This window comes from Candidatus Pantoea persica, from assembly GCF_013753875.1.
Classification (GTDB): domain Bacteria; phylum Pseudomonadota; class Gammaproteobacteria; order Enterobacterales; family Enterobacteriaceae; genus Pantoea; species Pantoea persica.
Map to the genome: position 1 here is coordinate 1 of NZ_SMDS01000001.1, position 16,397 is coordinate 16,397.

The 16,397-nt window shown below is 59.0% G+C and carries 17 protein-coding genes and 12 pseudogenes; 9 read left to right on the forward strand and 20 right to left on the reverse strand.

Going from position 1 to position 16,397, the window contains the following annotated elements:
* Nucleotides 1-373: 373 nt before the first annotated feature.
* The 3 genes and pseudogenes from EIO60_RS00005 to EIO60_RS00015 all read right to left on the reverse strand — a co-directional run bounded on the left by EIO60_RS00005 (nucleotide 374) and on the right by EIO60_RS00015 (nucleotide 2,307).
* Nucleotides 374-1,360, reverse strand: a complete 987-nt coding sequence (locus EIO60_RS00005) for an apurinic/apyrimidinic endonuclease family protein (RefSeq protein WP_258575528.1) — start codon at nucleotides 1,358-1,360, stop codon at nucleotides 374-376.
* A gap of 129 nt (nucleotides 1,361-1,489) precedes the next feature.
* Nucleotides 1,490-1,873 carry a DMT family transporter gene (locus tag EIO60_RS00010; protein ID WP_374058063.1) on the reverse strand — a complete coding sequence of 128 codons (384 nt, stop codon included), beginning with the start codon at nucleotides 1,871-1,873 and terminating at the stop codon, nucleotides 1,490-1,492.
* Nucleotide 1,874: 1 nt separating this feature from the next.
* A pseudogene (locus EIO60_RS00015) lies at nucleotides 1,875-2,307 on the reverse strand (DMT family transporter).
* Nucleotides 2,308-2,403: 96 nt separating this feature from the next.
* On the opposite strand from EIO60_RS00015, the pseudogene EIO60_RS00020 reads away from it, so the two are divergent.
* Together EIO60_RS00020 and EIO60_RS16305 are read left to right on the forward strand one after the other, a co-directional pair.
* Nucleotides 2,404-2,601 (forward strand): annotated as a pseudogene (locus tag EIO60_RS00020) (helix-turn-helix domain-containing protein); the annotation flags it as partial.
* Nucleotides 2,602-2,620: 19 nt separating this feature from the next.
* Nucleotides 2,621-2,671 carry a hypothetical protein gene (locus EIO60_RS16305; protein ID WP_374058070.1) on the forward strand — a complete coding sequence of 17 codons (51 nt, stop codon included), beginning with the start codon at nucleotides 2,621-2,623 and terminating at the stop codon, nucleotides 2,669-2,671.
* 8 nt (nucleotides 2,672-2,679) lie between these two features.
* Here the strand turns inward: EIO60_RS16305 and EIO60_RS00025 are convergent.
* From EIO60_RS00025 to EIO60_RS00080, 11 genes and pseudogenes are all read right to left on the reverse strand, one after another.
* Nucleotides 2,680-2,923, reverse strand: a pseudogene (locus EIO60_RS00025) (Lrp/AsnC ligand binding domain-containing protein); the annotation flags it as partial.
* A gap of 57 nt (nucleotides 2,924-2,980) precedes the next feature.
* Entirely contained in the window at nucleotides 2,981-3,184 is a 204-nt protein-coding gene (locus EIO60_RS00030; RefSeq protein ID WP_508278727.1) for a hypothetical protein, read from the reverse strand.
* Nucleotides 3,090-3,515: an SLC5/6 family protein gene (locus tag EIO60_RS17195; protein WP_258575529.1), complete on the reverse strand. Its 426-nt coding sequence runs from the start codon at nucleotides 3,513-3,515 to the stop codon at nucleotides 3,090-3,092. Before EIO60_RS17195 ends, EIO60_RS00030 begins: the two co-directional genes overlap by 95 nt.
* A 22-nt stretch (nucleotides 3,516-3,537) precedes the next feature.
* A complete protein-coding gene (locus EIO60_RS00040; RefSeq protein WP_258575530.1) occupies nucleotides 3,538-3,996 on the reverse strand; it encodes a purine-cytosine permease family protein in 459 nt (152 codons plus the stop codon).
* 19 nt (nucleotides 3,997-4,015) lie between these two features.
* Nucleotides 4,016-4,446, reverse strand: a pseudogene (locus tag EIO60_RS00050) (cytosine permease).
* A 221-nt stretch (nucleotides 4,447-4,667) separates the two neighbouring features.
* Nucleotides 4,668-5,920 (reverse strand): annotated as a pseudogene (locus EIO60_RS00055) (aldehyde dehydrogenase family protein).
* A gap of 74 nt (nucleotides 5,921-5,994) precedes the next feature.
* The gene (locus EIO60_RS00060; RefSeq protein ID WP_258575533.1) at nucleotides 5,995-6,168 is read right to left on the reverse strand and encodes a hypothetical protein; all 174 of its coding nucleotides are present in this window, start codon (nucleotides 6,166-6,168) and stop codon (nucleotides 5,995-5,997) included.
* A gap of 288 nt (nucleotides 6,169-6,456) precedes the next feature.
* Entirely contained in the window at nucleotides 6,457-6,606 is a 150-nt protein-coding gene (locus tag EIO60_RS00065) for an LLM class flavin-dependent oxidoreductase (protein ID WP_258575534.1), read from the reverse strand.
* Complete coding sequence (locus EIO60_RS00070; RefSeq protein WP_258575535.1) at nucleotides 6,582-6,812, reverse strand: LLM class flavin-dependent oxidoreductase; 231 nt, start codon at nucleotides 6,810-6,812, stop codon at nucleotides 6,582-6,584. Before EIO60_RS00070 ends, EIO60_RS00065 begins: the two co-directional genes overlap by 25 nt.
* A 20-nt stretch (nucleotides 6,813-6,832) precedes the next feature.
* On the reverse strand, nucleotides 6,833-7,204 hold the full coding sequence (locus tag EIO60_RS00075; RefSeq protein WP_258575536.1) for a hypothetical protein: 372 nt from the start codon (nucleotides 7,202-7,204) through the stop codon (nucleotides 6,833-6,835).
* 64 nt (nucleotides 7,205-7,268) lie between these two features.
* Nucleotides 7,269-7,493 (reverse strand): flavin reductase family protein, encoded by a 225-nt coding sequence (locus EIO60_RS00080; RefSeq protein WP_258575537.1) that lies wholly within the window; start codon nucleotides 7,491-7,493, stop codon nucleotides 7,269-7,271.
* On the opposite strand from EIO60_RS00080, the gene EIO60_RS00085 reads away from it, so the two are divergent.
* The 3 genes and pseudogenes from EIO60_RS00085 to EIO60_RS00095 all read left to right on the forward strand — a co-directional run.
* Nucleotides 7,476-7,601, forward strand: coding sequence for a hypothetical protein (locus EIO60_RS00085; protein ID WP_258575538.1), 126 nt, complete (start codon nucleotides 7,476-7,478; stop codon nucleotides 7,599-7,601). The two genes, EIO60_RS00080 and EIO60_RS00085, sit on opposite strands and share 18 nt — an antisense overlap.
* A gap of 48 nt (nucleotides 7,602-7,649) precedes the next feature.
* The gene (locus tag EIO60_RS00090; RefSeq protein ID WP_374058071.1) at nucleotides 7,650-7,907 is read left to right on the forward strand and encodes an FCD domain-containing protein; all 258 of its coding nucleotides are present in this window, start codon (nucleotides 7,650-7,652) and stop codon (nucleotides 7,905-7,907) included.
* Nucleotides 7,898-8,282 (forward strand): annotated as a pseudogene (locus tag EIO60_RS00095) (manganese catalase family protein); the annotation flags it as partial. The gene EIO60_RS00090 and the pseudogene EIO60_RS00095, both read left to right, overlap by 10 nt.
* Nucleotides 8,283-8,756: 474 nt before the next feature.
* Here EIO60_RS00095 and EIO60_RS00100 read toward each other — a convergent pair.
* Nucleotides 8,757-9,411: pseudogene (locus tag EIO60_RS00100) on the reverse strand (iron-containing alcohol dehydrogenase); the annotation flags it as partial.
* 172 nt (nucleotides 9,412-9,583) lie between these two features.
* On the opposite strand from EIO60_RS00100, the pseudogene curA reads away from it, so the two are divergent.
* Nucleotides 9,584-10,534, forward strand: a pseudogene (curA, locus tag EIO60_RS00105) (NADPH-dependent curcumin/dihydrocurcumin reductase); the annotation flags it as partial.
* A gap of 138 nt (nucleotides 10,535-10,672) precedes the next feature.
* On the opposite strand, the pseudogene EIO60_RS00110 reads toward curA, so the two are convergent.
* The 3 genes and pseudogenes from EIO60_RS00110 to EIO60_RS00120 form a co-directional block, all read right to left on the reverse strand.
* Nucleotides 10,673-10,840: pseudogene (locus EIO60_RS00110) on the reverse strand (NAD-dependent dehydratase); the annotation flags it as partial.
* A 91-nt stretch (nucleotides 10,841-10,931) separates the two neighbouring features.
* Entirely contained in the window at nucleotides 10,932-11,069 is a 138-nt protein-coding gene (locus EIO60_RS00115) for a hypothetical protein (protein WP_258575539.1), read from the reverse strand.
* 99 nt (nucleotides 11,070-11,168) lie between these two features.
* On the reverse strand, nucleotides 11,169-11,834 hold the full coding sequence (locus EIO60_RS00120) for an SOS response-associated peptidase family protein (RefSeq protein WP_258575595.1): 666 nt from the start codon (nucleotides 11,832-11,834) through the stop codon (nucleotides 11,169-11,171).
* A gap of 1,218 nt (nucleotides 11,835-13,052) precedes the next feature.
* On the opposite strand from EIO60_RS00120, the gene EIO60_RS00125 reads away from it, so the two are divergent.
* Nucleotides 13,053-13,184: a hypothetical protein gene (locus EIO60_RS00125; protein WP_258575540.1), complete on the forward strand. Its 132-nt coding sequence runs from the start codon at nucleotides 13,053-13,055 to the stop codon at nucleotides 13,182-13,184.
* Nucleotides 13,185-13,235: 51 nt separating this feature from the next.
* Nucleotides 13,236-13,400, forward strand: a complete 165-nt coding sequence (locus EIO60_RS00130) for a hypothetical protein (RefSeq protein WP_258575541.1) — start codon at nucleotides 13,236-13,238, stop codon at nucleotides 13,398-13,400.
* A 39-nt stretch (nucleotides 13,401-13,439) separates the two neighbouring features.
* Here the strand turns inward: EIO60_RS00130 and EIO60_RS00135 are convergent.
* A pseudogene (locus EIO60_RS00135) lies at nucleotides 13,440-14,618 on the reverse strand (zinc-dependent alcohol dehydrogenase).
* A gap of 296 nt (nucleotides 14,619-14,914) precedes the next feature.
* On the opposite strand from EIO60_RS00135, the pseudogene EIO60_RS00140 reads away from it, so the two are divergent.
* A pseudogene (locus tag EIO60_RS00140) lies at nucleotides 14,915-15,568 on the forward strand (phage antirepressor KilAC domain-containing protein).
* Between the two features lie 280 nt (nucleotides 15,569-15,848).
* Here the strand turns inward: EIO60_RS00140 and EIO60_RS00145 are convergent.
* A pseudogene (locus tag EIO60_RS00145) lies at nucleotides 15,849-16,364 on the reverse strand (manganese catalase family protein); the annotation flags it as partial.
* Between the last annotated feature and the right edge of the window lie 33 nt (nucleotides 16,365-16,397).

The following is a 16,397-nucleotide window of genomic DNA, read 5'->3' on the forward strand; positions in this document are numbered from 1 at the left end:
CGGCTAAAGTGCGCATAATGTTTATTATGTTAAATAAGTTGCACGTTTACAAACCTTGTTATCATTCTCGCGGAAAAAGGCGTTAACTGTAACAAAATTTTTTTGAATATTTCTGTACACATTTTCTTTTCGATGTACAAATTGTCAATTTTTGACTGATCATCGTTTAACTCATTTTCGGGTTAAAATCATGCGTCAGAGCAACAGCCTTCTCTCATCTTCAGAAGATATCGCACACTATTTTCGTGGATTGATCCCCACCGTCGCGCAGGCGGTGAGTTAACTGCAGCAGCTGCAGGGCGAGCAGGCCGTGCACGCCCGCACCTATATCCTTCAGACCTCCGAACAGATCGATATCCCTATCGCCGCGCGATTACGGCGCAGCTGGGCTAGGATCGATAACCTGCGTCGCCAGCGCATAGTCATAGAGCTGCTGTGACGCAAGGTTCTTCATCCTCACTTCGCACATAATATCGAAGCCGGTAAACGACAGTGCCCAGCCGTTGAGGGTTGGATTGAAGTAGTAATCCGAATGGGCGCGCAGTTTGGTTTTCGCTAAGCCAAGCGCCTCCTGATCGGGGAATCCCTGTTCCGGGATCAGCCCCTCTTGCGAGATGGAGTAGTGCAGCACCGGCCGTACGCCGCGCCACGACTCCTCAATCCGTGCGATGCGTGGGTCATCCGGCAGAATAAAGGCGTTTTCCTTTACCCAGTGGTGATGGATGTCGATCACGATGGGACAGAGCGCCCTCGCCTGCAGCACGTCGTCCAGCGAGCAGGAGATTTCGTCATTCTCGACCGTCAGCATATTGCGCGCCGCCGGGCTGAGCCGCCCAAACGCCTCGCTGAAGCCCTCGAAGCCCCTTTTGCCGTTCATATGGATATTGATTTTGAAATCCCGAAACGTTTTGCCGTAGCCCATCATCACGGCGCACAGCACATGGTACTCCAAATCCTCGATGGCCCGCTGCACCACATCAGGATTATCGGAGGCCAGCACCGAATATTGTCCCGGATGGAAAGAGAGGCGGATGTTGTGCTGTCGCGCCAGCGCGCCGCAGTGCGCGAACAGCGGCGCAAGATCGGGCAGAAATTCCTGATAGAGCGGCGTCGCCTCGGGCACGGTATAGAGCGGTAGCAGATCGCTGCCGATGCGCATCATGCGCAGGGTTTCCGGCTGCGTCGCCAGGGTTTCCATCAGGCCGGCCAGGTTCGTCAGGTTGATACGGGCGAGACCGGCGATCAGCGCGATCTGCTCCTCCCGTGTCAGGCTGAGAAAGCGCGTGCGGGTGGTGCTTTTGAACGGAAAACGTTGTTTGAGGTCTGCATCCAGAAATTTACACGCGAAGCCTAATTTCATATTTCCTCCTGTTAAATACACAAAGTAAGTGTAACCGCTATTTTAAAACCGGCAGGCGGCGGGCGGCTGAGCGCGGTAAAAGTGGACAAAACGCCTGCGCGAGACAGACGTTGAGGTTACTGATGTTTTCTATTCGGGCGGTTGCTGCTGTAGATAAAGAACAGCGCCACGCCCAGGCAGGCGGCCGGGCGAAAAGGCGATCGCCGCATTGCCCAGCCAGCCGAAGTTATCGATCAGCATGCTCATGGCTAGCTGGCCGAAGATCACCGCTACCGTCGTAACAGCGGTGCCGATGCGCTGCACCGCCATGATGACGATATAGGGTACGCCGCACAGCGTGTGCGGCGGCTCGAAAAAGAAAATCAGCAGCGCCGTGACCACCGCGCCCAGCACGAAGGTGAGAAAGTCGCAGCGGAAGACGCCTACTTTGCCGCCGAGCTGGCCGTTAATGGCGGCCTGAATGCTCAGCAGCGCGCCGCCCAGCACGGCCAGACAGATCATAACAATGGTCATATTACCCCTTAGCCACCAGCGCTAACGCGATGATCATAAACAGTAGCTCAATGATGCGTCTGGCATCGATGCGACGGTGCGGCGTGCCCAGCAGACCAAAATGGTCGATCACCAAGCTCTTGAAAACCTGCCCGGCCAGAATGCCGATCATGGTCATGGCGATGCCGATCATCGGCGTCGCCAGCGTCAGGCTCACCACATAGCCGGGACCGAGAATGCCGCCCAGCAGCTGCCAGCCCGGCTGGGCAAAAACGAGGGGTTGTTGCGCGGGCTGAAAACAGTATCAGCAGAAAGGTCAGCACCGCGCCGACGCCAAAGATGCTGAACGTCGCCCAGATATCCCCTACCTGCTGGCCCAGCGGCCCGAGCAGGCCCGCCTCTACCGACAGCCCTATTCCACCGGCGATAACCAGAAAAATAAAAATAAGTTGCATAACGGCTTCCTTTGTATCGAGGCGCAAGAGCATAAAGCAGCGTATTAAGAGAAAAAACGCTATAGTTCGGCAAACACCTTTGCAGGAATTGCATTAATGGACAGTACCGGCTCAATTGACCTGCGGGCACTGCGCTTTTTTCTCAACGTGTTCGATGCGCAAAATTTTTGTGTGGTGGCGAGGCACGAAGGGGTCTCCGCCTCGATGGTGTCGCGCACCATCCTGCAGCTGGAGGATACGCTGGGTCTGCAGCTCTTCTACCGCAACACGCGCGCGGTGATCCCTACCAGCGCATAGCCGACGCTGGTGCAGCATGGAGGTGTGCGGCAATCGCGCCAAGGCGGCGCGCTCGGCGGAGCGGTGAGCGTGGGCTTAGCACGGCGCACCGCCCAGCGGCCAGGCGCTCAGCCCTTTGATCTCCTTTAGCACAAACATGCTCCGCATCTCCTTCAGGCCCGGCAGGCGACTCACCACCGCCATCGCGAAAATCGGCGTAGCTATCAAGATCGGCGGCCACCACCTGCAGTAAAAAGTCGGTGTCGCCGCCGATGCTGTAGCAGGCCACCACGTTCTCCAGCGCGCTGACTTTCTCGGCGAACTTTCTTGCCTGCGCCTCTCCAGGCGCGTGACCGCGCCCAGGCCGCCCATCGCCATAGTCAGCAGCGGCTTATCGCTACGCTGACGCATTTGCCAGGTCACCTCCATCAGGCGGTTGACGTCCAGCGGCGTCTTCGGCATTACGGCGATTTTCAGGATGTCCGAGCCGTGCGCCTCCTGCCATATCAGGCACTGCAGCAATATCGGCATTTTCCGGCGTCCCCTGGAAATCGTGCCAGGAAAGAATCACGGCGACGTGGCGACGGTGCGCCTGCGCCACCAGCAGCTCTACCGGCTGCGCGCCGATGCGCATTTCGATATCGATCAGGCCGGCGAATATGGAACAGCAGGTAGGCACAGCTGGTCACCGCCAGGCTGGTCCCCCAGGAGATATCCGCGCCAGGGATCAGGTGCGCGTAGGGGCCGGTAAAAAAGGCGTTCTCCACAAAGGGGATCTGCACCACCACGCCGCCGAAGTAGATCAGCAGCGCGTTGGTGTTCACCAGCCCGTAGCGACCGCCGTCGGCGCGGAAAATCGCGGCGATGTCGTAGCGCTGCTGCTTCACCACATAAAAGTCGAGCAGGTTGATCATGCTCCACGGGATCAGCACGCCGATCAGCGCCCAGATCAGTTCAGGAAGAAAGTGACGAAGTCGGCCGAAGCCGGCAGCTAGGCCAGACGGAAGGTCTGCACGGGGTGATCAGCGACAGCACCGAGCCATAGAGATTCATTGAGTTGTGACAGATGATGTTCATCAGAAACAGCAACATCAGGATCGGCCCAAGCCAGCCGGTGGCCTGCCGCACCGCCGCCATCGCATCGCCCTCGCCGCCCAACAGGTTTACCGCCACCACGCCGAACAAAAACGCTAGGATCGTGCCGCAGCAGGCGCTGAGCCAGGTGCAGATAAAGGGCCGAAAGACGCCGATATTGGCGGGCAGATAGCGGGAGTAGTCAGAGGTATAGGGCGAAAAGCTGATCTGCCACACCGCGCAGATGCAAAAGGTGGCGAACCAGCCGTTCAGGTTGAAGGTGCCGCGCTGCCAGAAATCGGCAGGCAGCGGACGATCGAGCATCACGATTAACCCCACACCACCAGCGCAATGCCCATTACCCAGGCGCCGACCTTGTCGCCACCGCGCCGAGCACAGTGGCGGAATGAATTGGCAGCGCCGGGATCACGTTATTGATCACATTGCCGGAGAGCGTCACGTTGGAGATAAAGAAGCCGAGATAGATCGCCGTGGTAAAGCAAATCACTAGCAGCGAGCCGTAGCGGCCAAACTGAGTGCGGCTCTGCACCATCTGCGGGATGCCGACGCGCGGCCCCTGCTCACCAGAAACAGCCCGCCAAATAGGTGACCAGCGACAATCGCCGCGATCGCCGACAGGATATTAAGATGGTAAGTCTGGGTTGAAATCGCGCCGGTCACCACCGCCAGCGGCGCGATATTGGTGCAGAACCACAGGGTAAACAGGCTGCGCGCCTTGCCGTGCCGCTCGTTTTCCGGCACATAGTCGACCGACTTATTCTCTATCACGTTGTTTTGAGAAATGTTTATCCTCCGCGCTGGGGATTTTTATTTTTTAATCTGTAGGGTTTGTTACATGAACTGCGGCAAAGCCTGGCCGGAGGCCGTCATGACCCCGACAACAAACGGGCTTCGGGATGCATCCTTTACGTCAGGCGCGCGGCCGACATCCGTGCGGCGCGCGCCTGCGGGTAGCCTCGTCCTGAGGCGGTTCCTGGTATGAAAAGCGGTTAACGTATAACGAAAGGATCGCCGATCGGCTCGTCACTGGTGCGCAGCCACACCGTTTTGGTAGTGATGAACGCCAGCGCCGCTTCCATGCCGCCCTCGCGGCCGTGGCCGAAGAGGCCGTAGCCGCCGAACGGCACCAGCGGCGACACCATGCGGTAGGTGTTCCACACCACGCCGCTGCGCAGCCCTCTGGTCACGCGGTGGGCGCGTGCGAGGTTCTGTGTGAAGACGCCCGCCGCCAGCCCGTAGGCGCTGTCGTTGGCGAGGCGCAGTGCATCGGCTTCGTCGCGAAAGCTGACCACGGAGAGCACCGGGCCGAATAGCTCGTTAACCACGCTCGCGGCACGCGGCGCGGCGGAGCAGTCGAGGATCGTCGGCGGATAGTAATAGCCGGGACGGTCGATGTCATCGAGGCCGGTCACCAGCCGCGCGCCCTGATCCAGCGACTGCGCTACCAGGGTTTGAATACGAGTTTTCTGCTGCGGCGTGCAGAGCGGGCCGAACTGGGTCGCCATCTCGTCGGGCGCGCCAATCACGATACGCTCGACGCGCGCAGTCAGCACTGCCGAAAGCGATCTTTAATGCTTTCCGCCATCAGCAGGTGCGAACCGGCGACGCAGCTCTGGCCCGAGGAGGCGAAAATCGCCGCCACCTGTGCGTTGACCACTCTCTCCAGATCGGCGTCGTCAAAGACGATAAATGGCGACTTGCCGCCCAGCTCCAGCGTGGTTTTGCTCAGGTTTTCCGCGATGTTGCGCACGATATGGCGCGCCGTCTCCGGGTCACCGGTAAAGGCGATATGCGCCACCTGCGGATGGGTGGTAAGCACCGAGCCGCAGCTTTCGCCAAAGCCGGTGATGACGTTGCAGACGCCGGGCGGAAAGCCCGCCTCGGCGAGCAGCGGCGTCGGCACGCTTTCTGCCGCCTTCACCACTAGCGTGCAACCCGCTGCCAACGCCGGGCCGATCTTCATCGCCAAGAGGAACAACTGGCTGTTCCACGGGATAATTGCCGCCACCACGCCCACCGGCTCACGCCGCGTCCAGGTTTCGGTGTCCTCCTTGTCGATGCTGAGCACGCGCCCCTCCAGCTTATCGGCGTTCTGCTCCACCAGATTCGCTAGCCGCATCAGCAGTTTGCCGCGTGCCGAGGCGGTCAGGTCGAGCCAGGCGGGCGCGTTGAAGGCGCGGTTGACCTCTTCCGCGCGCGCTTCGGCGATGGTCGCCCACGGCTGGCCGCTGGCGGGGTTCAGCGAGTAGAACGTCGCGGCACCGGACTCAAATTAGCCGTTAATAAAAAGTTTGAACGATTCCATCATGCCACCTGTTAATGAAATTCAGGCATTACTTGGTTGATAAAGCGCGTCAGCGATGCCTTTTTGCGCTCGAAGGTCATGCCGCTGTCGATCCACAGCGCGAACTCATCATAGCCCAGCGCTTGGTAATGCTTGAGGCGGGTGATCACCTCGTTGGCGCTGCCGATCGCTAAGTTTTTGCGCATCGCCGCAGCGGAGTAGTAGGTGTTAGCGGCGATTTCGGCCTCGCTCAGCTGCTCGATCAGCCCCTGGCTGACCGGACGCGCGTTTTTGAACCAGGCGCCGAAGTAGTTTTAGACGCGGTTAAGCTCTTCTGCCGCCGGCTGCGCGTCCGCTTCGTTCTCCGCCACGTAGCAATACTGCAACAACATGATTTTCAGCGACTTTTCCGGCGCCAGACGCTGGCGCATTTCGTGGAAGCGGTACCAGCTCGCGCATGCGCTGCCCCACCTCCCAGGCTTCCAGCACAGGCATCATGCGCTCATATTCATAGCTGTAGGCGCCGCGCGCGATGCCCACAGCTCCAGCCGCCCGCCGGTGATGATGTCGGTCATCGCCGCCTCGCCCACCAGGCGCAGCAGATGATTGAAGGGCGCGATCACCGTGCCGGTGCCGAGCCGCACTTTTTGGTCCGGTTCGCCAGATCCGCCAGGTTGATAAAGGGATTCGGCGCAATGGTGAAATTCATGCCGTGATGCTCGCCGGTCCAGATGGCGTGCATGTTGCCCTTGTCCGCCATTTCGCACAGTTCCATCATTTCACGGTAAAGCTTGTCCTGCGGCTCATCGGGCGAAATGTGTTCCATATGGATAAAGAGTGACAGTTTCATAGGATACTCCGGTACAGGTTTCAGCTGGCGAATTGTTTTATGGAGCCGTTGATTTCATCGCCGTAATAGATGCTGTAGTTGCCGACGCTATTCTCTCTGACGAAGCGGTTCATCAGCCATTTCAGTGCCGAATCCTTGATGGAAAGCGCAGAAATTTTTGCCAGATCCAGCCATTCGCCCTGCCTGAGCGCGCCGGGTGCGCTGTCGGTCGGCAGCGCGCAGAGAAAGACGATATGCTGCTTGCCGGTCGAGCGGTCGTCATAGATTGAGTAGACGAAGCCCGGCGCGGCGTTGACGCCCAGATCGGCGATCAGCGCGTTCGGGGTGTCGCTGACGCTACCGTCGGTCACGTGGCGCGACGGCAGGCAGACGGTGCCCGCTTGCTGCACCATCACTGCGTGGCCGCTACATTCAATCAGCGCGCTGACTTCGACGCTGCGCCGATCGAGCAGGGTTTCAGCATTGCGATAGGGGGGTGAAATAGGCGCCGCGGTAGAGAGTAGCCCAACCCGGCGGTCGCCTGCAAGCGAAGCCCTCGATGCGGCCAATCATCAGCGCATGGTCGCCCGCGTCCACCACCTGATGCAGCGCGCAATCGAACCAGGCCGAGCTGTCGTCCAGCAGCGGCGTGCCACGCCACCAGCGCGAAGCGATACCTTTAATTTGATGGTTAAAAGCCATTCTCTGAAAATCGAAAACGCGCCGATGACCCTGCGCGAGCTGGCGCTCAATAAGGTGCGTCAGGCCATTATCGCCGGCTACTTCAAGGCGGGCGATCGGCTGGTATAACGCCAGCTGACCGAGCAGATTGGCGTCAGCCGCAGCGTGGTACGCGAGGTGATCCGCTATCTGGAAGCGGAAGGGCTGATTGAGAGCCTGCCGAAGAAGGGACCGATCGTGGCGCGGCTGACGTGGGTAATCGCCGAGCAGATCAACAACATCCGCCTGCTGCTGGAGCAGGAGGCAGCCTTTAGCTGCGCGCAGCGCGCCGGCGAGGCGGACAAGGCGCGGCTGCGCCAGCAGATGCAGGAGATCGCCCAGGCGTCGCGCGAACATAACGACATCAGGCGCGTCGAGGCGTCCCGGGCTTTCTGATGACGCGCGAAGTAGCGCATCAGCTCTCATTCGAGAAGGAACTCTACTCTGATTCGCAACAATTTCCTTCCGGGCAAATTGCCGCCGATCGAGCAGTATTCCAACGTCTACTACAACATGTCAGCCGGTGAAGGCGACATTTGCGGCAGCTGGAATTCTGACGAGAACTTTGAGTACGTTGCCGATCCGATGCCTGCCGTAGACGGCGGCGACAGCGGAGCCAGCGTGATGCTGCCCTCCGATCAGGCGGTGGACGTCACCAGTCTCGCTACACGCACCGCCTCCGATCGCAGCCTGAACCCGACCACCGGGGTGGAGCTGGGATCGACTCTGGGCGAGGCTAATCAGCTCCAATCAGACAAGCCGTGTTCGTAACCTATCTCGCGTCAGTCAGGCAACTGGCTGACGCGCTACGCTTTTCTCCTCTTGCTTTTTGCTTCACGCCATAACGTCATCACGACGTTATCGTGCTTTGTTAGTGAAATTCCGGTTCAGGAAAGTGGCCGCAGTCATTCTGACTGAGAGCAGTGCCAGGCTGGCAGGTTTGCTGACGGGGTTCTGCCGAGGGCTCCGGCTTTTCCGGTGCCATTAGGCCTGAACGACAGGCGCTCAGCAGAGTCATAAACAGGGCAACTACGAAAAAACGCATATCCGCTCCTTGTGATGTCAGGGTTATGGACAAACAAACGTCGGTGGTCAGCCGGAATGGCCGTGACCAGCGGCGCAGATATAAGTGTAGCTGGCGCGGAGAAAGTAGCGAAAAATCAGAATGAAGCTACCGTGCGGCCAGTGGCGTTAAAACAGGGCGAACATCAGGGCAATGGGAAAACTCATCGACTAGGTGGCGCCGACCAGAAAGGCGCTGGCGACGCCGTGCGGCACGTGTAGAAGGCGCCCAGCGGATGCGCCATGCCGTGCACCAGGCCCAACCCGACATTAGAAAAGTCCATGCCCGCGACCTACTGCCCAAGCGCCATCTGCTCGACCGCGTCGGGATCGCCGTTTCGGCATGCTCGCCATCATCTCCGCGTCGACGATGGCGACCTGGGGGATGTCATGCGGATCGATGCAGACAAATTTACGCCGTTGCTCCTCGTCGGTAATGACGTAGTTGATGGTGACCCCGGCGGCGGTGCCGGCGGTTGTGGGAATGGCGAACAGCGTCACGCAGGGATGGCGCGTCGGCGCAAATCCTTCAAGGCTGCGCACGTCGGCGAATTCAGGATTGTTGTTGATGATGCCGATCGCCTTGCTGGTGTCCTGCGGCAAGCCGCCGCCGATGGCCACCAGATAGTCCGCTCCAGCTTGCTGAGTGGGATTAGGCACCACCTCGTCGTAAAGCGCCCACGGCAGCTGCTAGGCGTCGAGCAGATCGGTCGCGCCGTACCGCGCCGGCGGCGATAAGCGCCTTGTTCAGGCCGCGGCGTCTAACCTCCTCCGGCAGATAACGGATGGCGCCTGCGCCAAAGTAGGCAGTCTCGTTCAAAATCATGCGTTGTGCCATGTTCACATCCTTGAGGTAAAAAATTCTCGTTACCTTCCCGCGTTATGCCGCTGTGATTCTGTTGCCTTCGTCACATTCCGGCTGCCGCTCATTTGATGAAAATAAACGAATTAGAGTTTTTTTCGTACAGGCACTGTAGCCTTGCCGCGGCAGCGCGCGGGCGACGGGCAAGGAAGACTTCAACTATGGCGAACTGCCCCTGCCGGCGCTGAGGGAGGGCGATCTGCTGCTGCACACCGTTTATCTCTCTAGATTCCTATATGCTCGGCCGCATGAGCGACGCAAAATCCTACGCCGAGCCGGTGAAGCTGGGCGACTTCATGGTGGGCGGCACCGTCAGCCGCGTCGTGGAGTCGCGTCACGCCGACTTCCAGCCCGGCGACTGGGTGCTGTCGAGCGGCGGCTGGCAGAGCGCCTCCGTCGCGCCCGCCTCGGCGGTGAAAAAGCTGGACAGCGGCCTTGAGCATCCCTCCTGGGCGCTGGGCGTACTCGGCATGCCGGGCTTTACCGCCTATATGGGGCTGCTGGATATCGGCCAGCCGCAGTCGGGCGAGACGCTGGTCGTGGCAGCGGCGACCAGCCCGGTGGGCGCCACCGTCGGCCAGATCGGCAAAAGTGGGGCTGCCGCGTGATCGGCATCGCAGGCGGCGAGGAGAAGTGGCGCTATGCGGAAGAGGTGCTAGGCTTCGATCGCTGTCTCAACCACCACTGGGACGGTCTGGCGGAGCAGCTGAAGCAGGCCTACCCGGACGGCATCGACATCTACTATGAAAACGTCGGCGGAAAGGTGTTCGACGCCGTGCTGCCGCTGCTGAATACCAAAGCGCACATCCCAGTGTGCGGGCTGGTCTCCGGCTACAGCGCTACGGAGCTGCCGGACGGGCCGGGCCGGATCGTCTGTCGCTGCTGATGGGCGATATCCTCAAGAAGCGTTTGTGCGTGCAGGGCTTTATTATTTTTTGACGACTACGGCCACCGCTACGGCGAGTTCCTGGAGGCGATGACGCCGTGGGTGGAGAAAAGGGAGATTCGCTCTGGAGCAGGCACCCGAGGCATTTTTCGCCATGCTGGAGGGCAGAACTTCGGTAAAACCGTGGTACGCTTGGCGCCGGACGAGACGTAACAGCGCGATTCTGCTTGGCGACTGGATCTCACAGCCCCTGCCTGCTGTGCGCTAAACCGCGCCAGCAGGCCATAGCGCACGCCGCGCCTGCGCGGCGTGCGCCCCTCAGCAAAGACCCCGCACAGGACGGGCATCGCATCAGGATGGGGTCAGCTTCTCCTTCTTCAGCCGGTCGAACAGGGCAAAGAGATCGTCACGCGTGCTGTGATAGCCGGTAAAGCCTGCCTTGCGGCTCTTGCTCATATCGGTAAACACCTCTATCGGACGGCCGAGATCCGCATCGGTATGCCACCACGACACCAGCCGGTTAATATCCGCCTCGCGCAGCTGATAGTGCTGCGCCACCGCCTGCCATTACGCCGTGGCATCGGTCATGCGCTGCTCCAGCTGCTGGTTCTCATCCGGCAGCCCGCAGCGCGGCGTAGATCAGCACCGCAACCGGGGTTTTGTCGCGGTTAAGCAGCGTCCGAAACATGCGCTTGCTGGTAGGGATCGACGGAGGAATGTTTACGGAAGAGTGCGCGTCGTTATTCACAATCATTCACTACGGCAGTAAAAGGGGCTTAAAGTGTACTGCAAACGCTTTTTAGCGTCCCGCTTTGTCACATTCTGATGCAGAACAGCGGCCTCTCCGCTACGTCTCCTCGACCAGCTCTTGGCCCTGATTGTGAATATTGCCGACCTTTTTCGTCACCAGATGCCAGCGAAACGCACTTTCCGGCAGCACCGCCTCGTCGGCGATCTGATGCGCACGCTCCGGCGATGTCTCCTGGCTCAGCCACTCCGCGACCGCATCAGCGCGCAGCACCAGCGGTCGTCGGTCATGGATATCCACCATGCCTTTGTTGCTGGCCGCCGTCACGATGACAAAGCCTTCCTGCCCCTGCTCTTTGTCAAAGGGCGCTTTGCCGATGGCGGCGAAAAACAGCGGCTCGCGCTGCTGGTGGTAGATAAACCAGGGCTGCTTGCGGCTACCCACCTTCTGCCACTCAAACCAGCCATCGGCGGGCACCACGGCGCGGCCATGCTGCCAGAGCGGCTTGAACATGCGGCCCGTGGCGGCCGTTTCGCTGCGCGCATTGATCAGCGGCTGCTTGCGCCACCAGTCAGGGCCATAGCCCCAGAAAACCGGATCGAGATGCAGATGATCGTCTCGCTGGTTCAGCAGCAGCACACGCGTGCCTAGCGCGACGTTATAGCGCGTGATGGGTTCAGGATCGTAAATCAGCTGGTCGTCCTCAATGCCGAGCGCGTCAAAGTAGTCGTCCCAGCTGCGGTACTGCGCAAAGCGTCCACACATCGTTGTCACCTCCGCTGTTAAGCATAGCTGCCTCCGCGAGCGGCATGAATTCATTACTAAAGCTTACCGGTTGGTGGCCGTTAATAGTCCTTGGTTCTCTCTGTTCGCCGCTAAACGTAGGCAGGTGGCACGAGAGGTGTTAAAGGACATTAACAAAGGTAAAAACCAGTGAAATTAACCACTCTTCTTGCAGACGCCCTCTCCGTTACGCTGCTAGCAGGCTTCGCAGGCGGCAAAAAACCGACAATCGTTAAAGGTACAGATGGCAGAACGCTGGAGGTCAGTTCGATTCTGGCATCAGCCGACCTGAATCAAAAACGCTACGCCGATGACCATTTGCACATCGTTAGCCCGGCCGTCACCGGCGCGATGTTGGGCAGCTTTAGCTCAGCTATATGTTCGACAAGAATAGCTAAAAAGGCACTAAGGTGGATGAGCTGCCGGAATTCACCAGCCGCTATTTTGCGCCCAAAGCAGAGGCGAAAATTGCCCAGTACCTGAGCAAGTAGGGCGGCAGTTACGCCTATGGCGAGCCGCTGTATATTGCCGCCTCGCGCTGGTCACTGGTATACAGCGATCTCTCCACCGCCAACAGCAATTACGACCTTTCTTACCAGGCGATCTTCTATAAACGCCCGGAAAGCGGCACCATGTTCAGCGCCTTTACGGTGGCAAACTGCGAGCCTACGGTGAAAACGGCGCCCATCGCCGAATGGCGCGCGAATAACTACCAGAAGGTGACGCAGGAGACGGAAAAAGTGATGGATGCCTGCTGGAGCTGGACAATCAGCTGCCGCGCCTGCTGAAAAAATCGGCCTGACGCGCCTTCGCTTATTCACGCGCTGCGCTATCTTCAGCGTGCTTTTTTACTTTCACCGCTAAGATGCTTTTTCGGCCCGTCGCCGCTATTAAGCGCAGCGCGGTAATTTATCAACACGCTATTTATTCACCGCGCCATGAACTCCTTCTGAAAACTGTCTATCCTTTTATTAAATAAATGACTTTCAGGAGGGAAGATGAAGTTTTTCTTTTTTGTATCGCTTATCGCTGCCGCCGGATATTTAATGGCTTTTCTGCCGAAACTCCGCACTAAACTCGAGCCCGTTGCCTACTGGGGATGCTGGTCCTATCTGACAGCTAACGCCGTTCACTGGTCAATTTACGGACTGCGTTTTATTTCCATTTTTAACTGCAGAATAATCTGCCGCAGGAGCAACTATGCCTGAAAATAAGCGCGACCTGATGCCCTGTTTGCTTTACTACTGCCAGTCTCGCCTGCTGGTGGAAAATATTGACGGCCATGTGGTCTATATCGGCGGCGCAGAAATCGTCGGCAACGCCTTTCGCTAGCAGCTGGACGGCAAAGACGCGAAGGGCACCTCCGAGAACGACGCGGACGACATGCTGTGCGACGTGGCGCAGCACCTTCGCTTCCTGTTCGTCGACGGGCAGTTCACCAGCCTGCCGGACGTGCGCGGCGATTATGGCGACCGGCTGGACAATGCGCCGTCGCGCGAAATAGCTCTGTCGGATCTGAACGATCGCGACGAAGGACTCGTGCGCTGAAAGTCGCCAGGCTGCGTTGCGCAGCCTGGACTACTTCCCCTAGCTGGCGGCGCGCTGCGACGCCATGCCCGGCACCAGAATCACCTTCCGGCAATCCTCTTCACGCTTCTCAAAAATCTCATAGCCGTAGGCCGCATCCTCCAGCGGCATATGGTGCGTGACGATCTCTTCCGCGTCAGCAGGCCCTATTCAATCAGCGACAGCAGACGCGACAGGTACGCCTGCACGTGCGTTTGCCCCATTTTAAAGGTCAGCCCCTTGGAAGAGCGTCGCCGAACATAAAGCCGTGAATAAAGCCCGCATAGACGCCCGGCACGCTGACCACGCCGCCGCGATGCACTGGCGCAGCGCTTTGCTGCTGCTGCCTTCCAGTTTCAGGTTGCTCAGCACCGTTTCTGTCAAGCTGCCTTTAGCTTCAAATCCCACTGCGTCGATCACCTCATCTACGCCGCGATGGTTTTTGTGCGTTCGATAATCCAGGCGGCGGGATCGTCGATATCGTCAACGTTGATCGGTGTGACGCCTGTAACGGGCGCGCGCAAACTCCAGCCGGTAGTTGTTATGGTCGATCATAAAAATCTCTTCAGAGCCGACCAGCCGCGAGCAAGCGGCACTCAGCAGGCCCACCGAACCGGCGCCGAAAATCGCGACGCTGGAGCCTTTATCCAGTCCGGCGTTCTGCACCCCCTGCCAGGCAGTAGGCAGGATATCGGAAAGGAACCGCACCTTGTCGTCCGGCAGCGCTAGCGGCACTTTAAACGGGCCGACGTTAGCCTTGGGTACGCGCACGTACTCTGCCTGGCCACCTGGCACGCCGCCATAAAGGTTGCTGAAGCCGAACAGTGCCGCCGGCGGCGTGATGTTCTTTTTATTGATGATAGCACCGCGCCCGCTGTTGGTGGTTTCGCACGCGGCATACTGATGCATATGGCAGAAAAAGCAGTCGCCGCAGGCGATAACGAAGGGCACCACGACGCGATCTCTGACTGCAACGCTGGTGACCTCCGGGCCAGCCTCCACCACTTCGCACATAAACTCATGGCCAAAAATATAGCCCTGGTCGGTGCCGGGGATTTTGCCGCGATAGAGATGGAGGTCGGAGCCGCAGATGGCGGTGGCGGTGACGCGTAGAATAATATCGTCCGGCGCCTGCAGAATGGGATCGGGAACGGTTCCGACGCCAGCCCGGTGCGAGCCATGGTATGTCAGTGCTTTCATAAAGAAATCCTTGCTGTAGGGCTGGGCCGGCCGCCAACCTGCTGGGTAAAGATTTGCCCGGCTGGCACTGTCTCCCCGGACAGGCAGGCGCAGCCTGGCATGATCAAAGGGGGATAGCGTTAAGCCTGGCCGCTGGCGCAGGTTAAGCAAGCACGGCAGCAAACCGATTCGGTTGCGCAAACGGGCGCAGCACCGCTTCGTAACGAAAATGCTTAAAAATACTGGGTATAACCACAGTATGCTGTATGCTTCTTCAACAGCCTGAAGGCTGGGTTCGTTTGCATGAGGTGACGCTGATGATGTTCTCGACTGAAAATCTTTCTGCTCTCAACGCTATGTCCTGATGAGCAGCCGTGAAATCGCTAGGCTGACTGTTATTACCCACGGCGAAGTAAAGCGCCTGATCAAAAGCCTGGAAACCGCGCAGCGGCTCTCCCAGCCGCTGACGATCAACCTTTACGAGCATGAAGGAGAGATGCGTCAGGAGTTTTGCCTGAACAAGCGCGATTCGCTGCTGGCCGTGGCGCGCCTGTCGCCGGGCCTCACCGCCGATCTGCTCGACAAGTGGCAGGAGCGCGAAAAAGTGGCCCATCTGCCCGACTTCACCAACCCTGCCGAAGCCGCGCGCGCCTGGGCGGAACAGTTCGAGCAGCGCCGCGCTGCCGAACAGCAGCTGGCGCTCTCTGCCCCAAAGGCGGAATTTTTTGACCGCTTCGTCGAGGTGACGGATGCGCTCGGCTTTCGCCAGCTGTGCAAAATGCTGAAGGCGAAAGAGCTAGAGTTCTGCCAGTTTCTGCTGGAGCGCAACATTATGTACCGCGACAAAGGAACGCTGACGCCGCAGCATCATCACCTGCAGGCGGGCTACTTCACGCTGCGTTCAGGGGTGGGTGAAAACCAGCACGCCTTTTCTTTCTCAGGCGCGTTTTACCGCAAAAGGGGTGAAATAGATCGCCAGCCTGTGGGCAGGCTATATCGTCATCCAGTCAAAAGGCGTCGAAGCCTGACGGCGCGCCTCATAGCCCGTCGACAATAACGATCATCGTTTCGGCAATGCTGGCGCGCGCGGCGCATCGTTTTGCTCAATCGCCTGGCAGATGCGCGACATACGCTCAAAGCCCGCCACGCTCGCGCTCTGGCCAGGCGAGCGTCAGGGCGCGCAGGCGGCTGTTCATGCGCTGAACGATCTCCCAGGCGATGGTATGCTGCACCACGCTGAACAGGGTTTCATAAAACGCCTAGCGCATTCTTAACGCCTACTTCGTCGGTAATATTGATCAGACGCTCGTAGAGGATTTTTGCGCACGCCTCGGCGGCGATGTTTGAACGTAAATCTGCGGTAATTTTACCGATGGTATCGATGTAGACTGCCGTCCAGGATATGCCGCCGGAGTTAATCAGCGGCGGTCCGCCACCGTACAGCAGCGAGGTTAAGTGGCTGTCATTACCGGCACCGGTAATAGTGCGATACATCTCGCCTTCTTCCTCGGTGCCTTTCGCCCCGTTGTTCGGCATCCCCACCAGCGATCCAATGATCTCCAGGTGGCTCAGCTCTTCAGTGGCGATATCCATCAGCATATCTTTGCGGCCTGGATCGTCATCTCCCAGACCCTAGGTGAAGTAGCGACATGCTGCAGCGAGTTCGCCCTGCGGACAGCCAAACTGCTCTAGCAGCAGATTGGTCGGTCCGGGATCGGGCTTCTCAACCCGGACGGTATACTGCAGTTCTTTTGCGTGTATGAACATGGCTCATTCCTTTCCAGTTGGAGTCGGCCCTCT

Excerpts from the sequence above, each read along its gene's own strand:
- EIO60_RS00130 (WP_258575541.1), top strand. The coding sequence starts at position 13,236 with ATGCTGTGCGACGTGGCGCAGCACCTTCGCTTCCTGTTCGTCGACGGG.
- EIO60_RS00075 (WP_258575536.1), bottom strand. The coding sequence starts at position 7,204 with ATGGTGCAGCAAGCGGGCACCGTCTGCCTGCCGTCGCGCCACGTGACC.
- EIO60_RS00120 (WP_258575595.1), bottom strand. The coding sequence starts at position 11,834 with ATGTGTGGACGCTTTGCGCAGTACCGCAGCTGGGACGACTACTTTGAC.
- EIO60_RS00080 (WP_258575537.1), bottom strand. The coding sequence starts at position 7,493 with ATGGCTTTTAACCATCAAATTAAAGGTATCGCTTCGCGCTGGTGGCGT.
- EIO60_RS00060 (WP_258575533.1), bottom strand. The coding sequence starts at position 6,168 with ATGCGCAAAAACTTAGCGATCGGCAGCGCCAACGAGGTGATCACCCGC.
- EIO60_RS00005 (WP_258575528.1), bottom strand. The coding sequence starts at position 1,360 with ATGAAATTAGGCTTCGCGTGTAAATTTCTGGATGCAGACCTCAAACAA.
- EIO60_RS00125 (WP_258575540.1), top strand. The coding sequence starts at position 13,053 with ATGCCTGAAAATAAGCGCGACCTGATGCCCTGTTTGCTTTACTACTGC.
- EIO60_RS00010 (WP_374058063.1), bottom strand. The coding sequence starts at position 1,873 with ATGACCATTGTTATGATCTGTCTGGCCGTGCTGGGCGGCGCGCTGCTG.
- EIO60_RS00070 (WP_258575535.1), bottom strand. The coding sequence starts at position 6,812 with ATGAAACTGTCACTCTTTATCCATATGGAACACATTTCGCCCGATGAG.